Source organism: Knoellia aerolata DSM 18566 (genome assembly GCF_000768695.1).
Lineage (GTDB): Bacteria > Actinomycetota > Actinomycetes > Actinomycetales > Dermatophilaceae > Knoellia > Knoellia aerolata.
Window position 1 is genome coordinate 1 of the sequence record NZ_AVPL01000019.1, and the last position, 18126, is coordinate 18126.

Below are 18126 nucleotides of genomic sequence, written 5' to 3' on the forward strand. Positions count from 1 at the left end.
GACCTGCGGGGCCCCCTGGCTCGACGACGCGGCCCGGCGCTGGCGCGGCGGGCGCTGCGCCGGTGCGGGCTCGGTGGCGACGGGGCCGCTGTCGCCGTTCTGGCGGGACTTGATGGCGGCGACGAGGTCGCCCTTGCGCATCTTGGCGGTGCCGGAGATGCCCATGCTCGACGCGAGCCCCTGGAGCTCGGCGAGGCGCATGGCCGTCAACGAACCCGATCGGCGCGGGCTCTGCCCGGATGCCGAGGATGAGTCAAGGGTGGTGGTGTCTGTCACGAAGGATCCTTCCCCTCGTCAGTGGGCCCGCGCCCGCTCGGGACGGGGCCGAAAATGGGTGTCAGAAGACCTGACGGATTGATCCACGGGTGCCGAGGTCAGCGTGAGGCTGCACCGATCGACCGGCCCAATGTGGTGGATGCATGTCGCGGTAGGCATCGGGGGCAGAAGGCGCCCCCGCCATCAACTTCGACCGCAGCATCAGGGTAACACCTGTCCCGGGGCGCTGCGCGGGACGCGCGGCGGGACGTTCGTGTCGGTTCACCTGCAGGGATGCCGGGTCACGACCCGCCGTGTCACGGCGTTTCCGACACCGCGAACTCGACCCCACGACCCGGTATGCCGGGCCGTCGCACCCGCCACGCCGCACCGCCGGCCGTGGTCACCTCGTCCGCCGTTCCCCGGGTCGACAGGACGAGGACGGAGGGTCCTGCTCCGGAGATGACGGCCGCGTGGCCGGCCGCGCGGAGCTCGTCGACGAGCGCCATCGACGCGGGGTACGACGCGCGCCGTGGCTCCTGGTGCAGCCACTCGCGAGTGCCGTCGAGCAGGTGCTCCGGCGCCCGGGTGACCGCGTGGACGAGGAGCGCCGCCCGGGCGGAGTTGGCCGCCGCATCCGACAGCCGGACCTGGGCCGGCAGCACGGCCCGCGCGGTCGCGGTCGAGAGCTGGACCTCCGGGGTGAACACGACGGGGACCACGTCCGGGTGCGGGGCCAGCCGCAGCGTGGTCGTCCCGCGCTCCGGGTCGTCGGACCACGAGAGGGTGACCCCGCCGTAGACGCTGGCGGACGAGTTGTCGGGGTGGCCCTCGAGCCGCGCCGCGAGGTCGTTGACCGGGGTGAGGTCCAAGCCCTCGACCGGTCGGCCGTCACGCAGGGCGCGCAGGGCGTGCGCGAGGGCGACGCCCGTGACGATGGCCGTCGCGGACGACCCGAGACCGCGCCCGTGCGGGACCTCGTTGTCGCACTCGAGCCGGAGTCCGGACGGCGGCTTCTCGCCCAGCTCCTCGAAGGCGTGGACGAGACTGCGGTGGACGAGGTGCGTCGCGTCGGTGGGGACCGAGCCAGCGCCCTCTCCGGAGACGGTGATCTCGAGAGCGTGATCCGCCAGCACCGTTGCGCGACAACGGTCCCAGAGTCCCAGCGCGACCCCGACGGAGTCGAAGCCCGGCCCGAGGTTGGCGCTGCTGGCCGGCACTCGCACGGTCACCCCGGCGCCCGGCTGCCACTCCCCCACGGTCAGCCCTCGAAGCCGAGGACCTCGGCGACGGCCTGGGCCTCGGCGGCCACCTTGACCGGCTCGATCTCCGAGCCGTCCGCGGTGCGCAGGGCCCACTGCGGGTCCTTGAGGCCGTGTCCGGTGACGGTGCAGACGATCGTCGCGCCGGGCGGGACCTGGCCGCGCTCGCTCGCCTGCATCAGGCCGGCGATGCTCGCCGCGGACCCGGGCTCGACGAAGATGCCCTCGGTCGAGGACAGGAGCCGGTGCGCCGCGAGGATCTGCTCGTCGGTGACCGACTCGATGCGGCCACCCGACTGGTCGCGAGCCTCCTCGGCCTGGCGCCACGACGCCGGGTTCCCGATGCGGATCGCCGTGGCGATCGTCTCGGGGTCGTCGACGGGGTGGCCGAGGACGATGGGCGCCGCACCGGCGGCCTGGAAGCCCCACATCTGCGGGGTCCGGGTCGCGACGGCCGGCAGGCCCTCGGCGTCTGTGGCGTACTCGGTGTAGCCCCGCCAGTAGGCCGTGATGTTTCCGGCGTTGCCGACCGGGAGCACGTGGATGTCGGGCGCGTCGCCGAGGGCGTCGACGATCTCGAACGCGGCGGTCTTCTGTCCCTCGATGCGTGCGGGGTTGACCGAGTTGACGAGCTCGACCGGATGGATCTCCGCGAGCTTGCGCGCGACGGTGAGGCAGATGTCGAAGTTGCCGTCGACCTGGATGAGCGTCGCGCCGTGCGCGATCGCCTGGCTGAGCTTGCCCATCGCGATCTTGCCCTCGGGGACGAGGACCGCGCAGGTCATGCCGGCCTTCGTGGCGTATGCCGCCGCCGACGCGCTCGTGTTGCCGGTGCTCGCGCAGATGACCGCCTTCGCGCCGCGCCCCTTGGCGAAGGAGATGGCGGTCGTCATCCCGCGGTCCTTGAACGAGCCGGTCGGGTTGAGACCCTCGTACTTGACGAGGACGTTGGCGCCGACCAGCCCGGAGAGGTGCTCGGCCGGGATGAGCGGCGTCCCCCCCTCCTGCAGGGTCACGACCGGTGAGCCGGACAGCATCGGCAGGCGGTCGGCATACTCACGGATGACTCCGCGCCACAGGTGTGCCACGTCAGGCTCCTTCCACGCGCATCCACGAGACGACCTTGTCGACCGTGTCCAGACCCGTGAGTGCGGCAACCGTCGCGGAGAGCGACGCGTCGGGTGCGCGGTGGGTGACGACGACGAGCTCGGCGCGCGAGCTCTCGCCGTCACCGAGGACGCGCTGGCGCACCGTCTCGATGGAGACCCCGTGGTCGGCGAAGACGGACGCGACCGAGGCGAGCACGCCCGGGCGGTCGGCCACGGCGAGGCTGATGTGGTACCTCGTCATCGCCTCACCCATCGCGACGACGGGGAGGTCGGCGTAGGCGGACTCCACCGGGCCGTGACCACCCGCGAGGCGGTGGCGGGCGACCGCCACGACGTCGCCGAGCACCGCCGACGACGTGGGGTCACCGCCGGCACCCCTGCCGTAGAACATCAGCTCGCCGGCGGCGCGCGCCTCGACGAAGACGGCGTTGTAGGCGTCATGCACCGACGCGAGCGGGTGCGAACGCTTGATCATCGCCGGGTGGACCCGCACGCTCACACCGCTCGGGACCCCGGACTCGTCGCGCAGGAGCTCGCAGATCGCGAGCAGCTTGACGACGGCGTCCATCTCGCGGGCGGCCTGGACGTCTGCGGCCGTCACCTCGGTGATGCCCTCGCGGTGCACCTGGGCACTGGACACCCGGGTGTGGAAGGCGAGCGACGCGAGGATGGCGGCCTTGGCGGCGGCGTCGAAGCCCTCGACGTCGGCGGTCGGGTCGGCCTCGGCGTACCCCAGAGCCTGCGCCTGCTCGACGGTCTCGGCGAACCCGGCGCCCGAGCTGTCCATCTTGTCGAGGACGAAGTTGGTCGTGCCGTTGACGATGCCGAGGACGCGCTGGACGTCGTCGCCGACGAGCGACTCACGCATGGGCCGCACGATCGGGATCGCACCGGCGACGGCGGCCTCGTAGTAGAGGTCGACACCGGCGTCGGCGGCCGCGGCGTACAGCGTCGGCCCGTCCTCGCCGAGAAGCGCCTTGTTGGCGGTGACCACCGACGCCCCGTGCTTCATCGCGGTGAGGATGAGCCCACGCGCGGGGTCGATGCCCCCGATGACCTCGATGACCACGTCGGCGCTGCGCACGAGGGTGTCGGCGTCGGCGGTGAACAGGGACGGGTCGACCGGGACGTCGGGACGCGCCCGCTCGGGGCGGCGCACGGCGATGCCGATGAGGTCGAGGCGGGCACCGACACGGGCAGCGAGGTCGTCGGCGTTCGTGACGAGCATCGTCGCGACGGCGGAGCCCACGACGCCACAGCCCAGCAGGGCGACCTTGAGGGCGGGCTCCGCGGGTCGGACGGGCACGGCCATCTCGCTCTCCTCCTCGGGCGTCACGGGCTGGTCATCACGGTGCTGCGACATCAGCTGCTCCCGACGTCGAGGGCGAGCAGGTCGTCGATGGTCTCACGGCGGACGAGGACGCGTGCCGCGCCGTCTCGGACGGCGAGCACCGGCGGCCGCGGGGTGTGGTTGTACTGGCTGGACAGGGCGCGGCAGTAGGCCCCCGTGCCGGGCACGGCGATGAGGTCGCCGGGGCGGGTGTCCGCAGGCAGCCACTCGTCCTGGACGACGATGTCCCCGCTCTCGCAGTGCTTGCCGACGACGCGGGCGAGCATCGGGGCGGCGTCCGAGCTGCGGCTCGCGAGCGTGCAGGAGTAGTCGGCCTCGTAGAGGGCCGGTCGCACGTTGTCGCTCATCCCGCCGTCGACGGAGACGTAGGCCCGCGAGTGGAGGTCGCCCAGCTGCACCTCCTTGACCGTGCCCACCTCGTAGAGGGTGAACGTCGAGGGGCCCACGATCGCCCGGCCCGGCTCGACGGACACCCGCGGGACCCGCGTGAGGGCCTCGTCGCCGAGGGCTGCGAACTCGTGCCGGACGATGTCGGCGAGCTGCGCGGCGAGGTGCTCCGGCGGGAGCGGCGTGTGCTGCGAGGTGTAGGCCATCCCGAAGCCGCCGCCCAGGTCGATCTCGGGGCTGTGGTGCCCGAGCTCGGTCGCGACCTGCCGGTGCAGCCCCACGAGCCGGCGGGCGCTGAGCTCGAAGCCCCCGGTGTCGAAGATCTGGCTGCCGATGTGCGAGTGCAGCCCGCGCAGGTCGAGGCGGTCGTGGGCGAGGACCGTGCGAGCCGCCTCGAGGGCCTGCCCCTCGGAGAGGCTGAAGCCGAACTTCTGGTCCTCGTGGCCGGTCGCGATGAACTCGTGCGTGTGCGCCTCGACACCGACGGTCACCCGGATCATGACCGGCGCGACGACCCCGAGCGAGGTGGCGACGTCCGCCACGCGCTCGATCTCGGTGAAGGAGTCGAGGACGATCCGCCCGACGCCGTACTCGAGGGCCGCCCGGATCTCCTCGACCGACTTGTTGTTGCCGTGGAAGCCGATCCGCTCCGGCGGGAAGCCGGCCCGGCGGGCGACCGCGAGCTCTCCGCCACTGCAGACGTCGAGCGAGAGTCCCTCCTCGGCGACCCACCTCGCGACCGACGTGCACAGGAAGGCCTTGCCGGCGTAGTAGACGTCGGCTCCCCCGCACACCTGCGCGAAGGCGTCCGCGAAGCCGTCACGGAAGGCGCGGGCCCGCGACCGGAAGTCCTGCTCGTCGAGGACGTATGCCGCCGTGCCGTACTCGCGCGCGAGGCTCACCACGTCGACGCCCGCCACCGTGAGGCGCCCCTCGGCGTCGCGCCGCACCGTCTCCGGCCACAGCTGCGGCAGCAGGGCCATGACGTCGTCGGGGTGCGGGAGGTAGAGCGGCGGGCCGCCATACCCCTCCGCGTGGAGGGCGCCGGCCTCGTGCGAACGCATCGGTCAGTCCCTCACATGCGCTCGGGCGCGCTGACGCCGAGCAGGTCGAGACCGTTGGCGAGCACCTGCCGGGTGGCGTCGTTGAGCCGCAGCCGCGTGCGGTGGAGGTCGGTGACCTCCTCCTCGGCGTTCATCGGCCGGACCCGGCAGGTGTCGTACCACTTGTGGTAGCGGCCGGCCAGGTCCTCGAGGTAGCGCGCGACCCGGTGCGGCTCGCGCAGCTGCGCCGCGTGGGCCACGACCCGCGGGAAGTCGCCGAGAGTGGCGAGCAGGGTCGCCTCCGTCGGGTCCGCGAGCAGCGACGGGTCGAAGCCGTCCTCGGCGCTGACGCCGTCCTCAGCCGCGAGACGCGAGACGTTGGCGGTGCGGGCGTGGGCGTACTGGACGTAGAAGACGGGGTTGTCGTTGGTCTGCTTGCGCAGCTCCTCGCCCTCGAGGCTCAGCGGGCTGTCCGCGGGGTAGCGGGCGAGGCTGTAGCGGATGGCGTCGCTGCCGATCCAGCGGATGACGTCGGCGAGCTCGACGATGTTGCCGGCGCGCTTGGACAGCTTGGCCCCCCCGAGGTTGACGAGCTGCCCGATCCGGACCTCGATGTTGTGCTCCGGGTCGTCGCCCGCCGCTGCGGCGATGGCCTTGAGCCGGTTGATGTACCCGTGGTGGTCCGCGCCCAGGAGGTAGATCTTCTCGTCGAAGCCCCGGTCCTTCTTGCTGAGGTAGTAGGCGGCGTCGGCGGCGAAGTAGGTGGGCTCGCCGTTGGCCCGGATGAGCACCCGGTCCTTGTCGTCGCCGAAGTCGGTCGTGCGCAGCCACACCGCGCCGCCCTCGTCGAAGACGTGCCCCTGCTCGCGCAGCCGGTCCACGCTCTTCTCGACCGCGCCGCCGTCGTGAAGCGTCGCCTCGGAGAACCAGACGTCGAAGTGGACGCCGAAGCTCTCGAGCGTGGCCCGGATCTCGGCGAGCTGCGCCTCGTAGCCGATCCGGCGTGCCAGCACGAGCGCGTCCGCCTCGGGCAGGTCCAGGAGGTCGGGCCGCTGCTCGAGCGCCGCGGCGGCGAGGTCGTCGACGTAGGCACCGGGGTAGCCGCCCTCGGGCGTGGGTTCACCCTTGGCTCGGGCGAGGACGCTGGCGCCGAAGACGTCCATCTGGGTGCCGGCGTCGTTGATGTAGTACTCGGCGGTGACGTCCGCGCCGGACGCGACGAGCAGCCGCCGCATCGCGTCGCCGAGGGCCGCCCACCGGGTGTGGCCGATGTGCAGCGGACCGGTGGGGTTGGCGGAGATGAACTCGAGGTTGATCGTGTGGCCCGCCTCGGCGTCGTTGCGACCGTATGCCGGCCCCGCGTCGACGATGCTCCGCGCCAGCTCGCCCGCGCTCGCCGTGTCGAGCGTGATGTTGAGGAACCCCGGTCCGGCGACGTCTACCGCGGAGATCCCGGCCACGTCGAGCAGACGTGCGACGAGGGTGGTCGCGAGGTCGCGCGGCGGCACCCCGGCCGGCTTGGCGAGCTGGAGCGCGATGTTCGTGGACCAGTCGCCGTGGTCGCGGTTGCGGGGCCGCTCCACGCGCACGTCGTCCGGCACGGGGGCGCTGAGATCTCCGGCGGCGGCGGCCTCGACCAGGGCAGCCCTGATCGCGGAGGACAGTTCTTCGGGAGTCACCCGTGGAGTCTATTGGTCGCTCTCGTGGGGCCTGCCGTTGACCGCGAGCCGTGAGACGACGTCGACCAGCTCGACCGGGTCGAAGGGCTTGGCGACGAACGCGTCGAACCCGGCGAGAGCGGCCTCGCTGCGGTCGTGGGCGGTCGTGGATGCCGTGACGAGCACGCTCGGCACGTGCGCCAGGCGGGGGTGAGACCGGATCGCGGCGATCGCCCACCAGCCGTCCCGGCGGGGGGTCTGGGCGTCGAGGACGATGACGTCGGGGGTGCGGGACGAGGGGTCGATGAGGTGGCTCATGGCCTCGTGGCCGTCGGCCGCGAGGAGGACGTCGAAACCCTCGAGCTCGAGGTTGATCCGGATGATCTCCCGGATCGAGTCGATGTCGTCGCACACGAGGACCAGGGGACGGTCGGAGACCGTCGACGCAGCCTCCCCTGATTCCATGGGGGCAACTCTAGGCTGCTACCCTCCGTGGCAGCCCAACAAGGCCCGGACCCGCTGGAGACAGCACGGTCCGAGCCCCCGTAGCTCAGGGGATAGAGCACCGCCCTCCGGAGGCGGGGGCGCAGGTTCGAATCCTGCCGGGGGCACCCGACGAATGGCCTGGACAGCGCGAAGCGGCGTCCGGGCCATTCGTCTTGGCCCACGGCGGAAGCAACCGCGCTCGAAGGACGTGAGAGCGCCGACCCGGACCCGACCACGAGGGGCTCAGCCGGGCTCAGACACGGCGGCGCGTCCAGCGGTCGCCGTGCGAGGAGTCCGTCACCTCGCCGACGAGCTCCTCGATGACGTCCTCGAGGAAGACGACACCGAGCACCGCACCGTCGTCGCCGACGACCCGAGCCAGGTGTGAGCCGGTGCGCTGCATCGTCGCCAGCACCGACTCGACCTCGTCGTCACGGCGGACGTTGGCCATGCGGCGGACCCGCTTGGCGGGCACCGGCTGGAGCCGCTCCTGCTCGTCGGCGAAGAGGACGTCCTTGAGGTGGAGGTAGCCGGACAGCGTTCCGGCCCCGTCGACGACCGGGTAGCGGGAGAACCCGTGCCGCGCGACGAGCCGCTCGATCTCGTCCGGCGTGGTCCCCGTGCCGACGGAGACCACGCGGTCGAGCGGCACACCGACGTCGCCGGCGTCCTTGTCGCTGAACTCGAGGGCAGCGCCGAGCAGGCCGTACTGCTCGGGCTCGACGAGACCCTCCTTGTGCGACTCCGAGACGATCTGGGCGACCTCCTCCGCGGTGAAGGCGGAGGCGAGCTCGTCGCGCGGCTCGACCCCCAGGGCCCGCACGATGCGCTTGGAGATCCAGTCCATCGCATTGATGACCGGCTTGACCACCCTGGACACCATGACGAGCGCGGGAACGAGGGCGATCGCGGCGCGCTCGGGCGTCGCGATGGAGAGGTTCTTGGGGATCATCTCGCCGACGACGACGTGGAGGAACACGACGATGAGCAGGGCGAGCGCGAGGGCGACGACGTCCGCGACCTCCTCCGGTGCGCCGACCGCCTCGACGGGACCGACGAGCGCGTGGTGCAGCGCCGCCTCGGAGATGGCGCCGAGGAGAACCGAGCAGACGGTGATCCCGAGCTGTGCGGTCGCGAGCAGGATGCCGGTGCGCGAGAGGGCGTCCAGGGCGGCACGGGCGCCGCGGCTGCCCTGCTCCGCGAGGGGTTCGAGCTGGCTGCGGCGCGCGGACATGGCGGCGAACTCGGCCCCGACGAAGAACGCGTTGGCGAGGAGCAGCACGACGGTGATGAGGACGGTCCCGAGACTCATGCCGGGGCCCCCTCGTCGTCGTCGCGCGTTCTCGGGTGGTCCCGGGTGTCCGGGTCGACGGGGGTGAGGCGCAGCCGGTCGACCCGGCGGGCCTCCATGTCGATCACCGTGATCCGCCACCCGTCCGCCTCGACGACGTCGCCGACCTCCGGGACCCGGCCCAGCTCGGACATGACGAACCCGGCGACGGTCTCGTAGGCCGCCCCCTCCGGGATCGCGATCCCGGTGCGCCGCAGGATCTCGTCGGGTCGCCAGAGGCCCGGCACGGTCCACGACCCGTCGGACATCTGCCGGCCGGTGGTCTGGCTCCGGTCGTGCTCGTCGGAGACCTCACCCACGATCTCCTCGACGAGGTCCTCGAGGGTCACGACGCCGGAGGTGCCGCCGTACTCGTCGACGACGATGGCGAACTGCTGGCCGCTGTCGCGCAGCTGGATGAGCAGGGGGTCGAGGCGGATCGTCTCGGGCACGACGAGCGGCGGGGTCATCAGCGCGGACACCGGCACGTCGACGCGGCGGTCGTGGGGCACGGCGATCGCCTTCTTGACGTGGACGACGCCGTCGACGTCGTCCCAGTCGTCGTCGATCACCGGGAAACGAGAGTGACCCGTCCGGCGGGCGAGCTCGACGCACTCGCGGGCGGAGGCGGAGCGGTCGATGGCGGTGGCCCGCGAGCGCGGGGTCATGACGTCGGCGGCCGTCTGCGAGCCGAAGCCCAGCGAGGCCGTGACGAGGCGGGCCGTGCGCAGGTCGAGGGTGCCGGCCTCGGCCGACGTCCGGACGAGCGAGGCCAGCTCGGCCGGGCTGCGCGCGGCCGAGAGCTCCTCCTGCGGCTCGACCCCGAGCGCACGCAGCGCGGAGTTGGCGGTGCCGTTGAGGAAGAAGAGCAACGGCTTGAGCGCGATCGCGAACCAGCGCACCGGGGACGCGACGACCTTGGCGGTGCTCAGCGGGGTCGAGATCGCCAGGGTCTTGGGGACCATCTCGCCGACGATCATCGAGAAGACGGTGGCGATCACCATCGCGAGCACGCCGGACACGCGCGAGGCGGCCGACTCGGCGAGGCCCGCCGACTCCAGCGGCCCGCGGAGGAGGGCGCCGATCGAGGGGTTGGCGAGGAACCCCAGCACGAGGGTGGTGAGGGTGATCCCGACCTGCGACGCCGAGAGCTGGGTGGACAGGCTCCGCAGCGAGGCGAGCACGCTCCGCGCGCGGGCGTCACCACGCTCGACGCTCTTCTCGACCGAAAGGCGGTCGAGGGCCACGAGCGCGAACTCGGCGGCGACGAACACGGCGGTCCCCAGCGTCAGCGCGATGCCGGCGAGGACGAGTAACCACTCGGTCATAGTGGAGCCATCCTATGGACCGCGCGTGAGCGGGCCGGTCCACCCCTGCGTCGACCCCACCGCCGCCCCGGCCTGCAACACTGCAGGCATGGCAACACACGACCACGGGGGCGGTCCACGATGACCACGACAGCACAGAGGACCGACGGCGCGCGGATCGAGGTGCGCGACCTCACCAAGACCTTCGGCAGCTTCACCGCCGTCGACCACCTGAGCTTCGAGGTCGAGCCGGGGCGCATCACCGGCTTCCTCGGCCCGAACGGTGCCGGCAAGACGACGACGCTGCGGATGCTGCTCGGGCTCGTCCGCCCGACCTCGGGTACGGCGACGATCGACGGGCGCGACTACCGCGACCTCGAGAACCCCTCGGCGACCGTGGGCTCCGCACTCGAGTCGACGAACTTCCACCCCGGGCGCAGCGGGCGCGACCACCTCCGGGTGCTCGCCGCGGCCGGTGGCCTCCCTGACAGCCGCGTGGACGAGATGCTCGAGCTGACCGGCATACCGGCAGCTGCGCGCAAGCGCGCGGGTGAGTACTCCATGGGCATGCGCCAGCGTCTCGGCCTCGCCGCGGCCCTGCTCGGCGACCCCCGCGTCCTCCTCCTCGACGAGCCCTCGAACGGTCTCGACCCCGAGGGCATCCGGTGGCTGCGGGGGTTCCTGCGCCACCTCAGCAGCCAGGGCAAGACCATCCTCGTGTCGAGCCACCAGCTCCAGGAGGTCCAGCAGACCGTCGACGACGTCGTCATCATCGCCAACGGCCGCCTCGTGCGCTCCGGCGCGATGTCCGACCTGCGGGGAGCGCCGTCGACGATCGTGCGCACGTCGGACCCGGACCGCCTCGTCGGAGCCCTCCGGGTGGCCGACGTCATGGCGGCAGCCGGCGACGACGGCGAGCTCGTCGTCGAGACGACGGACAAGCGCCTCGTCGGTGACGTCGCCCTGCGCGCTGGGCTGCCGATCTGGGAGCTGCGCGACCGCAAGGCCGATCTCGAGGAGCTCTTCTTCGACCTCACCGAGGGCACCAACCGCAACCTCGGCGACGGCGCCACGTCCCCGCCCCCACCGACCGAGAGAGATGCCGTGTCCGGCCAGGAAGGAGCGAACGAGTGATGGGCGCTGCCATCAGGTCCGAGTTCCGCAAGATCTTCACGACCCGCCTGTGGTGGGGCATGGCCATCGGCATCTTCGTCGCCGGTGCGCTCTTCGCCGGGTTCTTCGGCTGGGTTCTCACGTCGGACCAGCCCGGGGGGCCCGGCGGGGGTCCCGCGCTCGAGGGCGACGCCACGCAGGTCGTCAACTCCGTCTACACGGCAGGGCTGGGGGTCGGCTACCTCCTGCTCCTCACGATGGGCATCCTGCAGATCGGCTCCGAGTACCGCCACAAGACCATCACCGCGACGTTCCTCGCCACACCCAAGCGGGTGCGGGCGATGCTGGCCAAGGTCGTGGCCCTCCTCGGCATCGGCGGTGTCTACGGGCTGATCAGCCTCCTCGGGTCGGTCGCCGTCGGCGCCATCGTGCTGACCCTCCGGGACGTCGACCCGTTCCCGTCCACCGAGGTGCTGCGCACCCTGGCCCTCAGCCTGCTGGCGCTGGGCCTCTGGGCCCTCATCGGGCTCGGCGTGGGGATCCTCATCCCCAACCAGGTCGCGGCGATCCTCGTCGGGGTGGGTGTGGCCTGGATCGTCGAGCCCCTCCTCGGACTCGGCCTGAGCTACGTCGACGCCGCGAAGGACGTCGTGCCGTACTTCCCGAGCAACGCCACCAACGCGATGGTCAACGGGGTGACGCAGGGCGGCTCGCAGGTCGACTACCTCCCGTGGTGGGCCGGCGCGCTCGTGCTCGCCGCGTACGCCGCGGCACTCAGCGCCTTCGGGACGTGGCGGACCGTCCGGCAGGACATCTCCTAGGTCCTCCGCGCGCCACGCGACCGGCTGGGCCGACGCTCGCGCGACCACCCCGGAGGGCTAGGCTGGTCGGACACGTGAACGTCGATGTCGACACGCAGAAAGAGGCGTATCCGCCGTGCCTGACCAGCCCGCATCCCAGGACCCCCTGACCGCATTCGGACCCAACGAGTGGCTGGTGGACGAGCTGTTCGAGCAGTACCAGACCGACAAGAACTCGGTCGACAAGGCGTGGTGGGACTTCTTCGCGGACTACGACCCGGCGGCCGGTCACCCCGGCGGCGGCAACGGCGCCCCTGCGGCGTCGGGATCGGAACCCGAGACCGGGTCCGGCACGCAGCCCACGACCTCGGCCTCGGCCCGGCCGGCGCCGCCCCGGAGCGCAGCGGCGTCCCCGACTCCCCAGGCCAAGGCCAAGGCTGCGAGGGCTGACGCGCCGACGTCGACGCCGGCCACGCCCCCCGCCCCGAAGAGCCAGCCCGCTGCCAGGACGCCCGCGCCGACCGCCAAGACGGCCACCTCCGCAGCCAAGACGCCCGCGCCGGCGGCCAGGGCCGAAACCCCCGCCACTGCCGCGTCGGGCGAGCCCAAGACGCGCGAGGCGGGATCGCCCAAGTCCGAGGGCGCGGTCAACCAGCCCGAGAGCACCCCCATCCGCGGGGCCAGCGCCCGGGTCGTCACCAACATGGAGGCCTCGCTCACGGTGCCCACCGCGACGAGCGTGCGCGCCATCCCGGCCAAGCTCCTCGTCGACAACCGGATCGTCATCAACAACCACCTCGCCCGCTCGCGCGGCGGCAAGGTGAGCTTCACCCACCTCATCGGCTTCGCCGTCGTCAAGGCACTCGGCTCGATGCCGGCCATGAACAACGGCTACGCCACCGACGAGAAGGGCAAGCCGGTCCTCGTGACCCCGGCGCACGTCAACTTCGGGCTCGCGATCGACCTCGAGAAGCCGGACGGCTCGCGCAGCCTGCTCGTCCCGTCCATCAAGGCAGCCGAGACGATGGACTTCGCGCACTTCTGGACGGCATACGAGGAGATGGTCAAGAAGGCGCGCGGTGGCAAGCTCACCGTCGAGGACTTCCAGGGCACGTCGATCTCGCTGACCAACCCGGGCGGGATCGGCACCGTGCACTCCGTGCCGCGGCTCATGGCCGGCCAGGGCACGATCATCGCCGTCGGCGCGATGGACTACCCCGCCGAGTGGCAGGGCGCGAGCGACGAGACGCTCAACCGCAACGCCGTCTCGAAGACCATGACGCTGACGAGCACCTACGACCACCGGATCATCCAGGGTGCCCAGTCCGGTGAGTTCCTCCGCGTCATCCACCAGCTCCTCCTCGGTGAGAACGGCTTCTACGACGAGATCTTCGAGAGCCTGCGCATCCCCTACGAGCCGGTGCGCTGGGTCCAGGACATCTCCGCCTCGCACGACGACGACATCAACAAGGTCGCCCGCGTGCAGGAGCTCATCCACGCCTACCGCGTCCGCGGCCACCTCATGGCCGACACCGACCCGCTCGAGTACAAGCAGCGCAGCCACCAGGACCTCGACGTCACGAGCCACGGCCTCACGCTCTGGGACCTCGACCGCTTCTTCGCCACGGGTGGCTTCGGCGGGGAGCCGTTCCTCAAGCTGCGCAAGATCCTCGGCATCCTGCGGGACAGCTACTGCCGCACCATCGGTGTCGAGTACATGCACATCCAGGATCCCGAGCAGCGCGAGTGGATCCAGTCCCGGATCGAGGTCGGCTACGCCAAGACGACCCGTGAGGAGCAGCTCCGGATCCTGCGCAAGCTCAACGCCGCCGAGGCGTTCGAGACCTTCCTCCAGACGAAGTTCGTCGGCCAGAAGCGCTTCTCCCTCGAGGGCGGCGAATCCGTCATCGCCCTCCTCGACCGCGTGCTGTCGCGTGCAGCCGAGGACGACCTCGACGAGGTCTGCATCGGGATGCCGCACCGGGGGCGCCTCAACGTGCTCGCCAACATCGCGGGCAAGTCCTACGGCCAGATCTTCCGCGAGTTCGAGGGCAAGCAGGACCCGCGCTCGGTCCAGGGTTCCGGCGACGTCAAGTACCACCTCGGCACCGAGGGGACCTTCACCGCCGAGGGCGGCGCGACCACCAAGGTCTACCTCGCGGCCAACCCGTCGCACCTCGAGGCGGTCAACCCGGTGCTCGAGGGCATCGTGCGCGCCAAGCAGGACCGCCTCGACCTCGCCGGCGAGGGCTTCACCGTCCTCCCGGTCCTGCTCCACGGTGACGCGGCCTTCGCCGGCCAGGGCGTCGTGGCCGAGACGCTCAACCTCTCGCAGCTGCGCGGCTACCGCACCGGCGGCACCGTCCACGTCGTCATCAACAACCAGGTCGGGTTCACGACCTCCCCGAGCTCGTCACGCTCCTCGACGTACTCCACCGACGTGGCCCGGATGATCCAGGCGCCGATCTTCCACGTCAACGGCGACGACCCCGAGGCGTGCGTGCGCGTCGCGGAGCTCGCCTACGACTTCCGGCAGGAGTTCACCAAGGACGTCGTCATCGACATGGTCTGCTACCGCCGCCGCGGTCACAACGAGGGTGACGACCCCTCGATGACCCAGCCGCTGATGTACCACCTCATCGAGGCCAAGCGCAGCGTCCGCAAGCTCTACACCGAGTCCCTCATCGGGCGCGGCGACATCACCGTCGAGGACGCGGAAGCCGCGCTGCGCGACTACCAGCAGCAGCTCGAGCGGGTCTTCGTCGAGACCAAGGAGGCCCTCAAGGCCAACGACGCGGAGGCTGCCCGGGCCGCCGACGACAACTACACCGGCACCGACGTCGAGGGCCACACCGGGCTCGAGCCGCCCACCGCGCAGACCGCGGACGCCACCGACCGCTCGGCCTCCGACACCGCCATCTCCCCCGAGGAGCTCAAGGCGATCGGCGAGGTGTTCGCCAACCCGCCGCAGGGATTCACGGTGCACCCCAAGCTCCAGCAGATGCTCGAGAAGCGCGTCGCCAGCGTCAGCCAGGGCGGGATCGACTGGGCGACCGGTGAGCTCCTCGCCTTCGGCTCCCTCCTCAAGGAGGGCACCCCGGTGCGTCTCGCCGGCCAGGACAGCCGACGCGGCACCTTCGTGCAGCGCCACGCTGTCCTCATCGACAAGAAGACCGCGCTGGAGTGGACCCCGCTGCTCTACCTCGGCGAGGGCCAGGGCCGGTTCTGGGTCTACGACTCCCTCCTGTCGGAGTTCGCGGCGATGGGCTTCGAGTACGGCTACTCGGTGGAACGCCCCGACGCGCTCGTGCTGTGGGAGGCGCAGTTCGGCGACTTCTTCAACGGCGCCCAGACGATCATCGACGAGTTCATCAGCAGCTCGGAGCAGAAGTGGGGCCAGCGCAGCTCGGTCGTGCTGCTCCTCCCCCACGGCTACGAGGGGCAGGGTCCGGACCACTCGTCGGCGAGGATCGAGCGCTTCCTGCAGATGTGCGCCGAGGACAACATGACGGTCGCCTACCCGTCGACTCCGGCGTCGTACTTCCACCTGCTGCGCCGCCAGGCCTACGCCCGCCCGCGACGGCCCCTCATCGTCTTCACCCCGAAGTCGATGCTGCGCCTCAAGGCGGCCGCGAGCATGCCCGAGGACTTCACGACCGGCACCTTCCGGCCGATCCTCCCCGACCGCGACGACGCCACGAGCGGCACCGTCGACCGGGTGCTCCTCGCCGCCGGCAAGGTCGTGCACGACCTCGAGGCCGAGCGGGCCAAGCGCGGCGACACGTCGACGGCGATCCTGCGGATGGAGCAGTACTACCCGCTGCCCGGCAAGCAGATCGCCGACGAGCTCGCCAAGTACCCCGACGCCGAGCTCGTCGTCGTCCAGGACGAGCCGCAGAACCAGGGCGCCTGGCCGTTCCTCGCGCTCAACCTCCCCGCGGCCCTCGCCGAGCACGACGTCCAGCGCCCGCTGCGGGTGCTCTCGCGCAAGGCGTCGGCGTCACCGGCGACCGGGTCGTCCAAGAAGCACCAGGGCGAGCAGGTCGAGCTCGTCGCGGCGGCCTTCACCCGCTGACGGCGGAAGGCGGGTGGGGCGCCGCCGGGCGTCGGTCACCGACCGCCGGGGCGCCGCGCGTTAGGGTTTCGTCGTGTACTTCACCGACCGAGGGATCGAGGAGCTCGAGGCGCGGCGCGGGGACGAAGAGGTCACCTTCGCCTGGCTCGCCGAACAGCTGCGCACCTTCGTGGACCTCCACCCCGATTTCGAGACCCCCGTCGAGCGACTCGCCACCTGGCTGGCCCGGCTCGACGACGAGGACGACTGACCGATGAGCAACGCCCACAGCCCGACCCACCCCTCCGACGAGGGTGACGGCGGCGACCTCGAGTTCCGGCCGAGCGCCGAGTTCAGCGTCCCCGCCGACGGGCCCCGTGACGTCGCGATCGTCTTCCTCGGCGCCTCCATGGTCGCGGGGGTCGGCGACCCCAAGGGTCAGGGCTGGGTCACTCGGGTCGTCGGCCGCACGTCGCACCCGGACCTCGAGCTCACGGCATACAACCTCGGGGTGCGCGGACAGACCAGCGGTGACGTGCTCGCCCGCTGGCATTCCGAGTGCCCGCCCCGCTGGAAGGACCGGGGCGAGAAGCGGCTCGTCGTCCAGGTCGGCGCCAACGACATCGCCTCCGGCGTCACCCTCGCCCGGCACCGGCTCAACCTCGCCAACATCCTGGACGAGGCAGCGAGCACCGGTGTCTCCTCGTTCGTCGTCAGCCCGCCGCCGAGCAGCGACCCGGCGTTCAACGACAAGCTGGGGGTCCTCGTCGAGTCGCAGGCCGACGTCTGCGCCCGTCGCTCGGTGCCCTTCGTCGACTGCTTCCGGCCCCTGCTCGGCCACGACCAGTGGCGCTCGGAGCTGGCCGCCAGCCACGACGGTCACCACCCGGGGCAGGCCGGCTACGGCCTCATCGCGTGGCTCGTGCTCCACAACGGCTGGAACGACTGGCTCCGGATCTGACCCGGGCCCGCCGGCTCACGTCGTGAAGACGACCTTGCCGGCCACCTGGCCGTCGACCATCCGCGCGAACCCGTCCCGGGCCTGCGCCAGCGGCAGGACCGAGTCGATGAGCGGCTCGATGCCCTGGCCGACGACGAAGGCCGCCAGACGCTGGAGCTCGTCGCTGGTGCCCATCGTCGAACCGACGACGCGCAGCTGCTTGAAGAAGATCTTGGTGAGCTCGGCCCTGGCGGGCGCGTCACCGGAGGTCGCCCCCGAGATGACGATCGTCCCGCCGGGCCGCAGCGCGTTGACCGAGTGCGACCACGTCGCCGCCCCGACCGTCTCGAGCACCGCGTCGACCCGCTCGGGCAGCCGCTCCCCGGAGGCGAACGCCCGGTCCGCGCCGAGCGCGACTGCCTGCCGACCCCTGGCCTCGTCGCGGCTGGTCACCCACACCCGCAGGCCCGCGGCCGCGCCCAGCTGGACCAGCGCCGTCGCGACCCCGCCGGCCGCACCCTGGACGAGGACCGTGCCCCCGGGCTGCACCCCCGCGTTGGTGAAGAGCATCCGGTATGCCGTGAGCCATGCGGTCGGGAGGCAGGCCGCCTGCTCCCAGCTCAGGGACTCCGGCTTGGGCACGAGGTTGGTCCGTGGCACCGCGACCTTCGTCGCGAGCGTGCCGTCGTGCAGCTCGGAGAGCAGCGTGCGCCGGGGGTCGAGGGTCTCGTCGCCGCGCCAGCCGTCCGAGGGGATGACGGCATGCACGATGACCTCGTTGCCGTCCGGGTCGCGGCCCGCGCCGTCGCACCCCAGCACCATGGGCAGTCGGTCCGCGGGCAGGCCCACGCCCCGCAGTGACCAGACGTCGTGGTGGTTGAGCGCGCACGCGACGAGGTCGACGACGACCCAGCCCTCCGGGGTCTGCGGGTCGGGTCGCTCCCCCACCTCGAGACCCGAGAGCGGGTCGGTGGAGGACTGCGACACGGCGTAGGCGGCGAGCATGCACCGACCCTACCCACGCCGCTCCC

The 18126-nt window shown here is 71.8% G+C and carries 15 protein-coding genes and 1 tRNA gene; 6 read left to right on the plus strand and 10 right to left on the minus strand.

Annotated features, from left to right (window positions below; all coding sequences use genetic code 11):
* The 7 genes from N801_RS08915 to N801_RS08945 all read right to left on the minus strand — a co-directional run.
* The coding region (locus N801_RS08915; RefSeq protein WP_245618322.1) for a Rho termination factor N-terminal domain-containing protein at positions 1-276 on the minus strand (276 nt) is incomplete at its 3' end.
* 296 nt (positions 277-572) lie between these two features.
* On the minus strand, positions 573-1475 hold the full coding sequence (gene thrB / locus N801_RS08920) for a homoserine kinase (RefSeq protein WP_342666914.1): 903 nt from the start codon (positions 1473-1475) through the stop codon (positions 573-575).
* Positions 1476-1516: 41 nt separating this feature from the next.
* Positions 1517-2605, minus strand: coding sequence for a threonine synthase (gene thrC / locus N801_RS08925; RefSeq protein WP_035936533.1), 1089 nt, complete (start codon positions 2603-2605; stop codon positions 1517-1519).
* A gap of 1 nt (position 2606) precedes the next feature.
* Positions 2607-3938, minus strand: coding sequence for a homoserine dehydrogenase (locus tag N801_RS08930; RefSeq protein WP_035936663.1), 1332 nt, complete (start codon positions 3936-3938; stop codon positions 2607-2609).
* 50 nt (positions 3939-3988) lie between these two features.
* Positions 3989-5428, minus strand: a complete 1440-nt coding sequence (gene lysA, locus N801_RS08935; protein ID WP_035936536.1) for a diaminopimelate decarboxylase — start codon at positions 5426-5428, stop codon at positions 3989-3991.
* 11 nt (positions 5429-5439) lie between these two features.
* Entirely contained in the window at positions 5440-7086 is a 1647-nt protein-coding gene (argS, locus tag N801_RS08940; protein ID WP_035936538.1) for an arginine--tRNA ligase, read from the minus strand.
* Between the two features lie 9 nt (positions 7087-7095).
* Positions 7096-7530 (minus strand): response regulator, encoded by a 435-nt coding sequence (locus N801_RS08945; protein WP_052112790.1) that lies wholly within the window; start codon positions 7528-7530, stop codon positions 7096-7098.
* A gap of 74 nt (positions 7531-7604) precedes the next feature.
* Between N801_RS08945 and N801_RS08950 the strand changes: the two genes are divergently transcribed.
* Positions 7605-7676 (plus strand) — tRNA-Arg (locus tag N801_RS08950).
* Positions 7677-7804: 128 nt separating this feature from the next.
* Here the strand turns inward: N801_RS08950 and N801_RS08955 are convergent.
* A complete protein-coding gene (locus N801_RS08955; protein WP_035936541.1) occupies positions 7805-8863 on the minus strand; it encodes a hemolysin family protein in 1059 nt (352 codons plus the stop codon).
* Positions 8860-10209 carry a hemolysin family protein gene (locus N801_RS08960; RefSeq protein WP_035936543.1) on the minus strand — a complete coding sequence of 450 codons (1350 nt, stop codon included), beginning with the start codon at positions 10207-10209 and terminating at the stop codon, positions 8860-8862. Before N801_RS08960 ends, N801_RS08955 begins: the two co-directional genes overlap by 4 nt.
* A 120-nt stretch (positions 10210-10329) precedes the next feature.
* On the opposite strand from N801_RS08960, the gene N801_RS08965 reads away from it, so the two are divergent.
* The 5 genes from N801_RS08965 to N801_RS08980 all read left to right on the plus strand — a co-directional run bounded on the left by N801_RS08965 (position 10330) and on the right by N801_RS08980 (position 17116).
* Positions 10330-11322, plus strand: a complete 993-nt coding sequence (locus N801_RS08965) for an ABC transporter ATP-binding protein (RefSeq protein ID WP_035936546.1) — start codon at positions 10330-10332, stop codon at positions 11320-11322.
* On the plus strand, positions 11322-12122 hold the full coding sequence (locus N801_RS08970; protein WP_035936550.1) for an ABC transporter permease subunit: 801 nt from the start codon (positions 11322-11324) through the stop codon (positions 12120-12122). Before N801_RS08965 ends, N801_RS08970 begins: the two co-directional genes overlap by 1 nt.
* 115 nt (positions 12123-12237) lie before the next feature.
* The gene (locus N801_RS08975; protein ID WP_035936553.1) at positions 12238-16176 is read left to right on the plus strand and encodes a multifunctional oxoglutarate decarboxylase/oxoglutarate dehydrogenase thiamine pyrophosphate-binding subunit/dihydrolipoyllysine-residue succinyltransferase subunit; all 3939 of its coding nucleotides are present in this window, start codon (positions 12238-12240) and stop codon (positions 16174-16176) included.
* Between the two features lie 73 nt (positions 16177-16249).
* Positions 16250-16426 (plus strand): DUF6104 family protein, encoded by a 177-nt coding sequence (locus tag N801_RS21000; RefSeq protein WP_169744237.1) that lies wholly within the window; start codon positions 16250-16252, stop codon positions 16424-16426.
* A 3-nt stretch (positions 16427-16429) separates the two neighbouring features.
* Positions 16430-17116: a GDSL-type esterase/lipase family protein gene (locus N801_RS08980; protein ID WP_035936556.1), complete on the plus strand. Its 687-nt coding sequence runs from the start codon at positions 16430-16432 to the stop codon at positions 17114-17116.
* A gap of 15 nt (positions 17117-17131) precedes the next feature.
* Here N801_RS08980 and N801_RS08985 read toward each other — a convergent pair whose 3' ends face one another.
* Positions 17132-18100 (minus strand): zinc-binding dehydrogenase, encoded by a 969-nt coding sequence (locus N801_RS08985; protein ID WP_035936559.1) that lies wholly within the window; start codon positions 18098-18100, stop codon positions 17132-17134.
* Between the last annotated feature and the right edge of the window lie 26 nt (positions 18101-18126).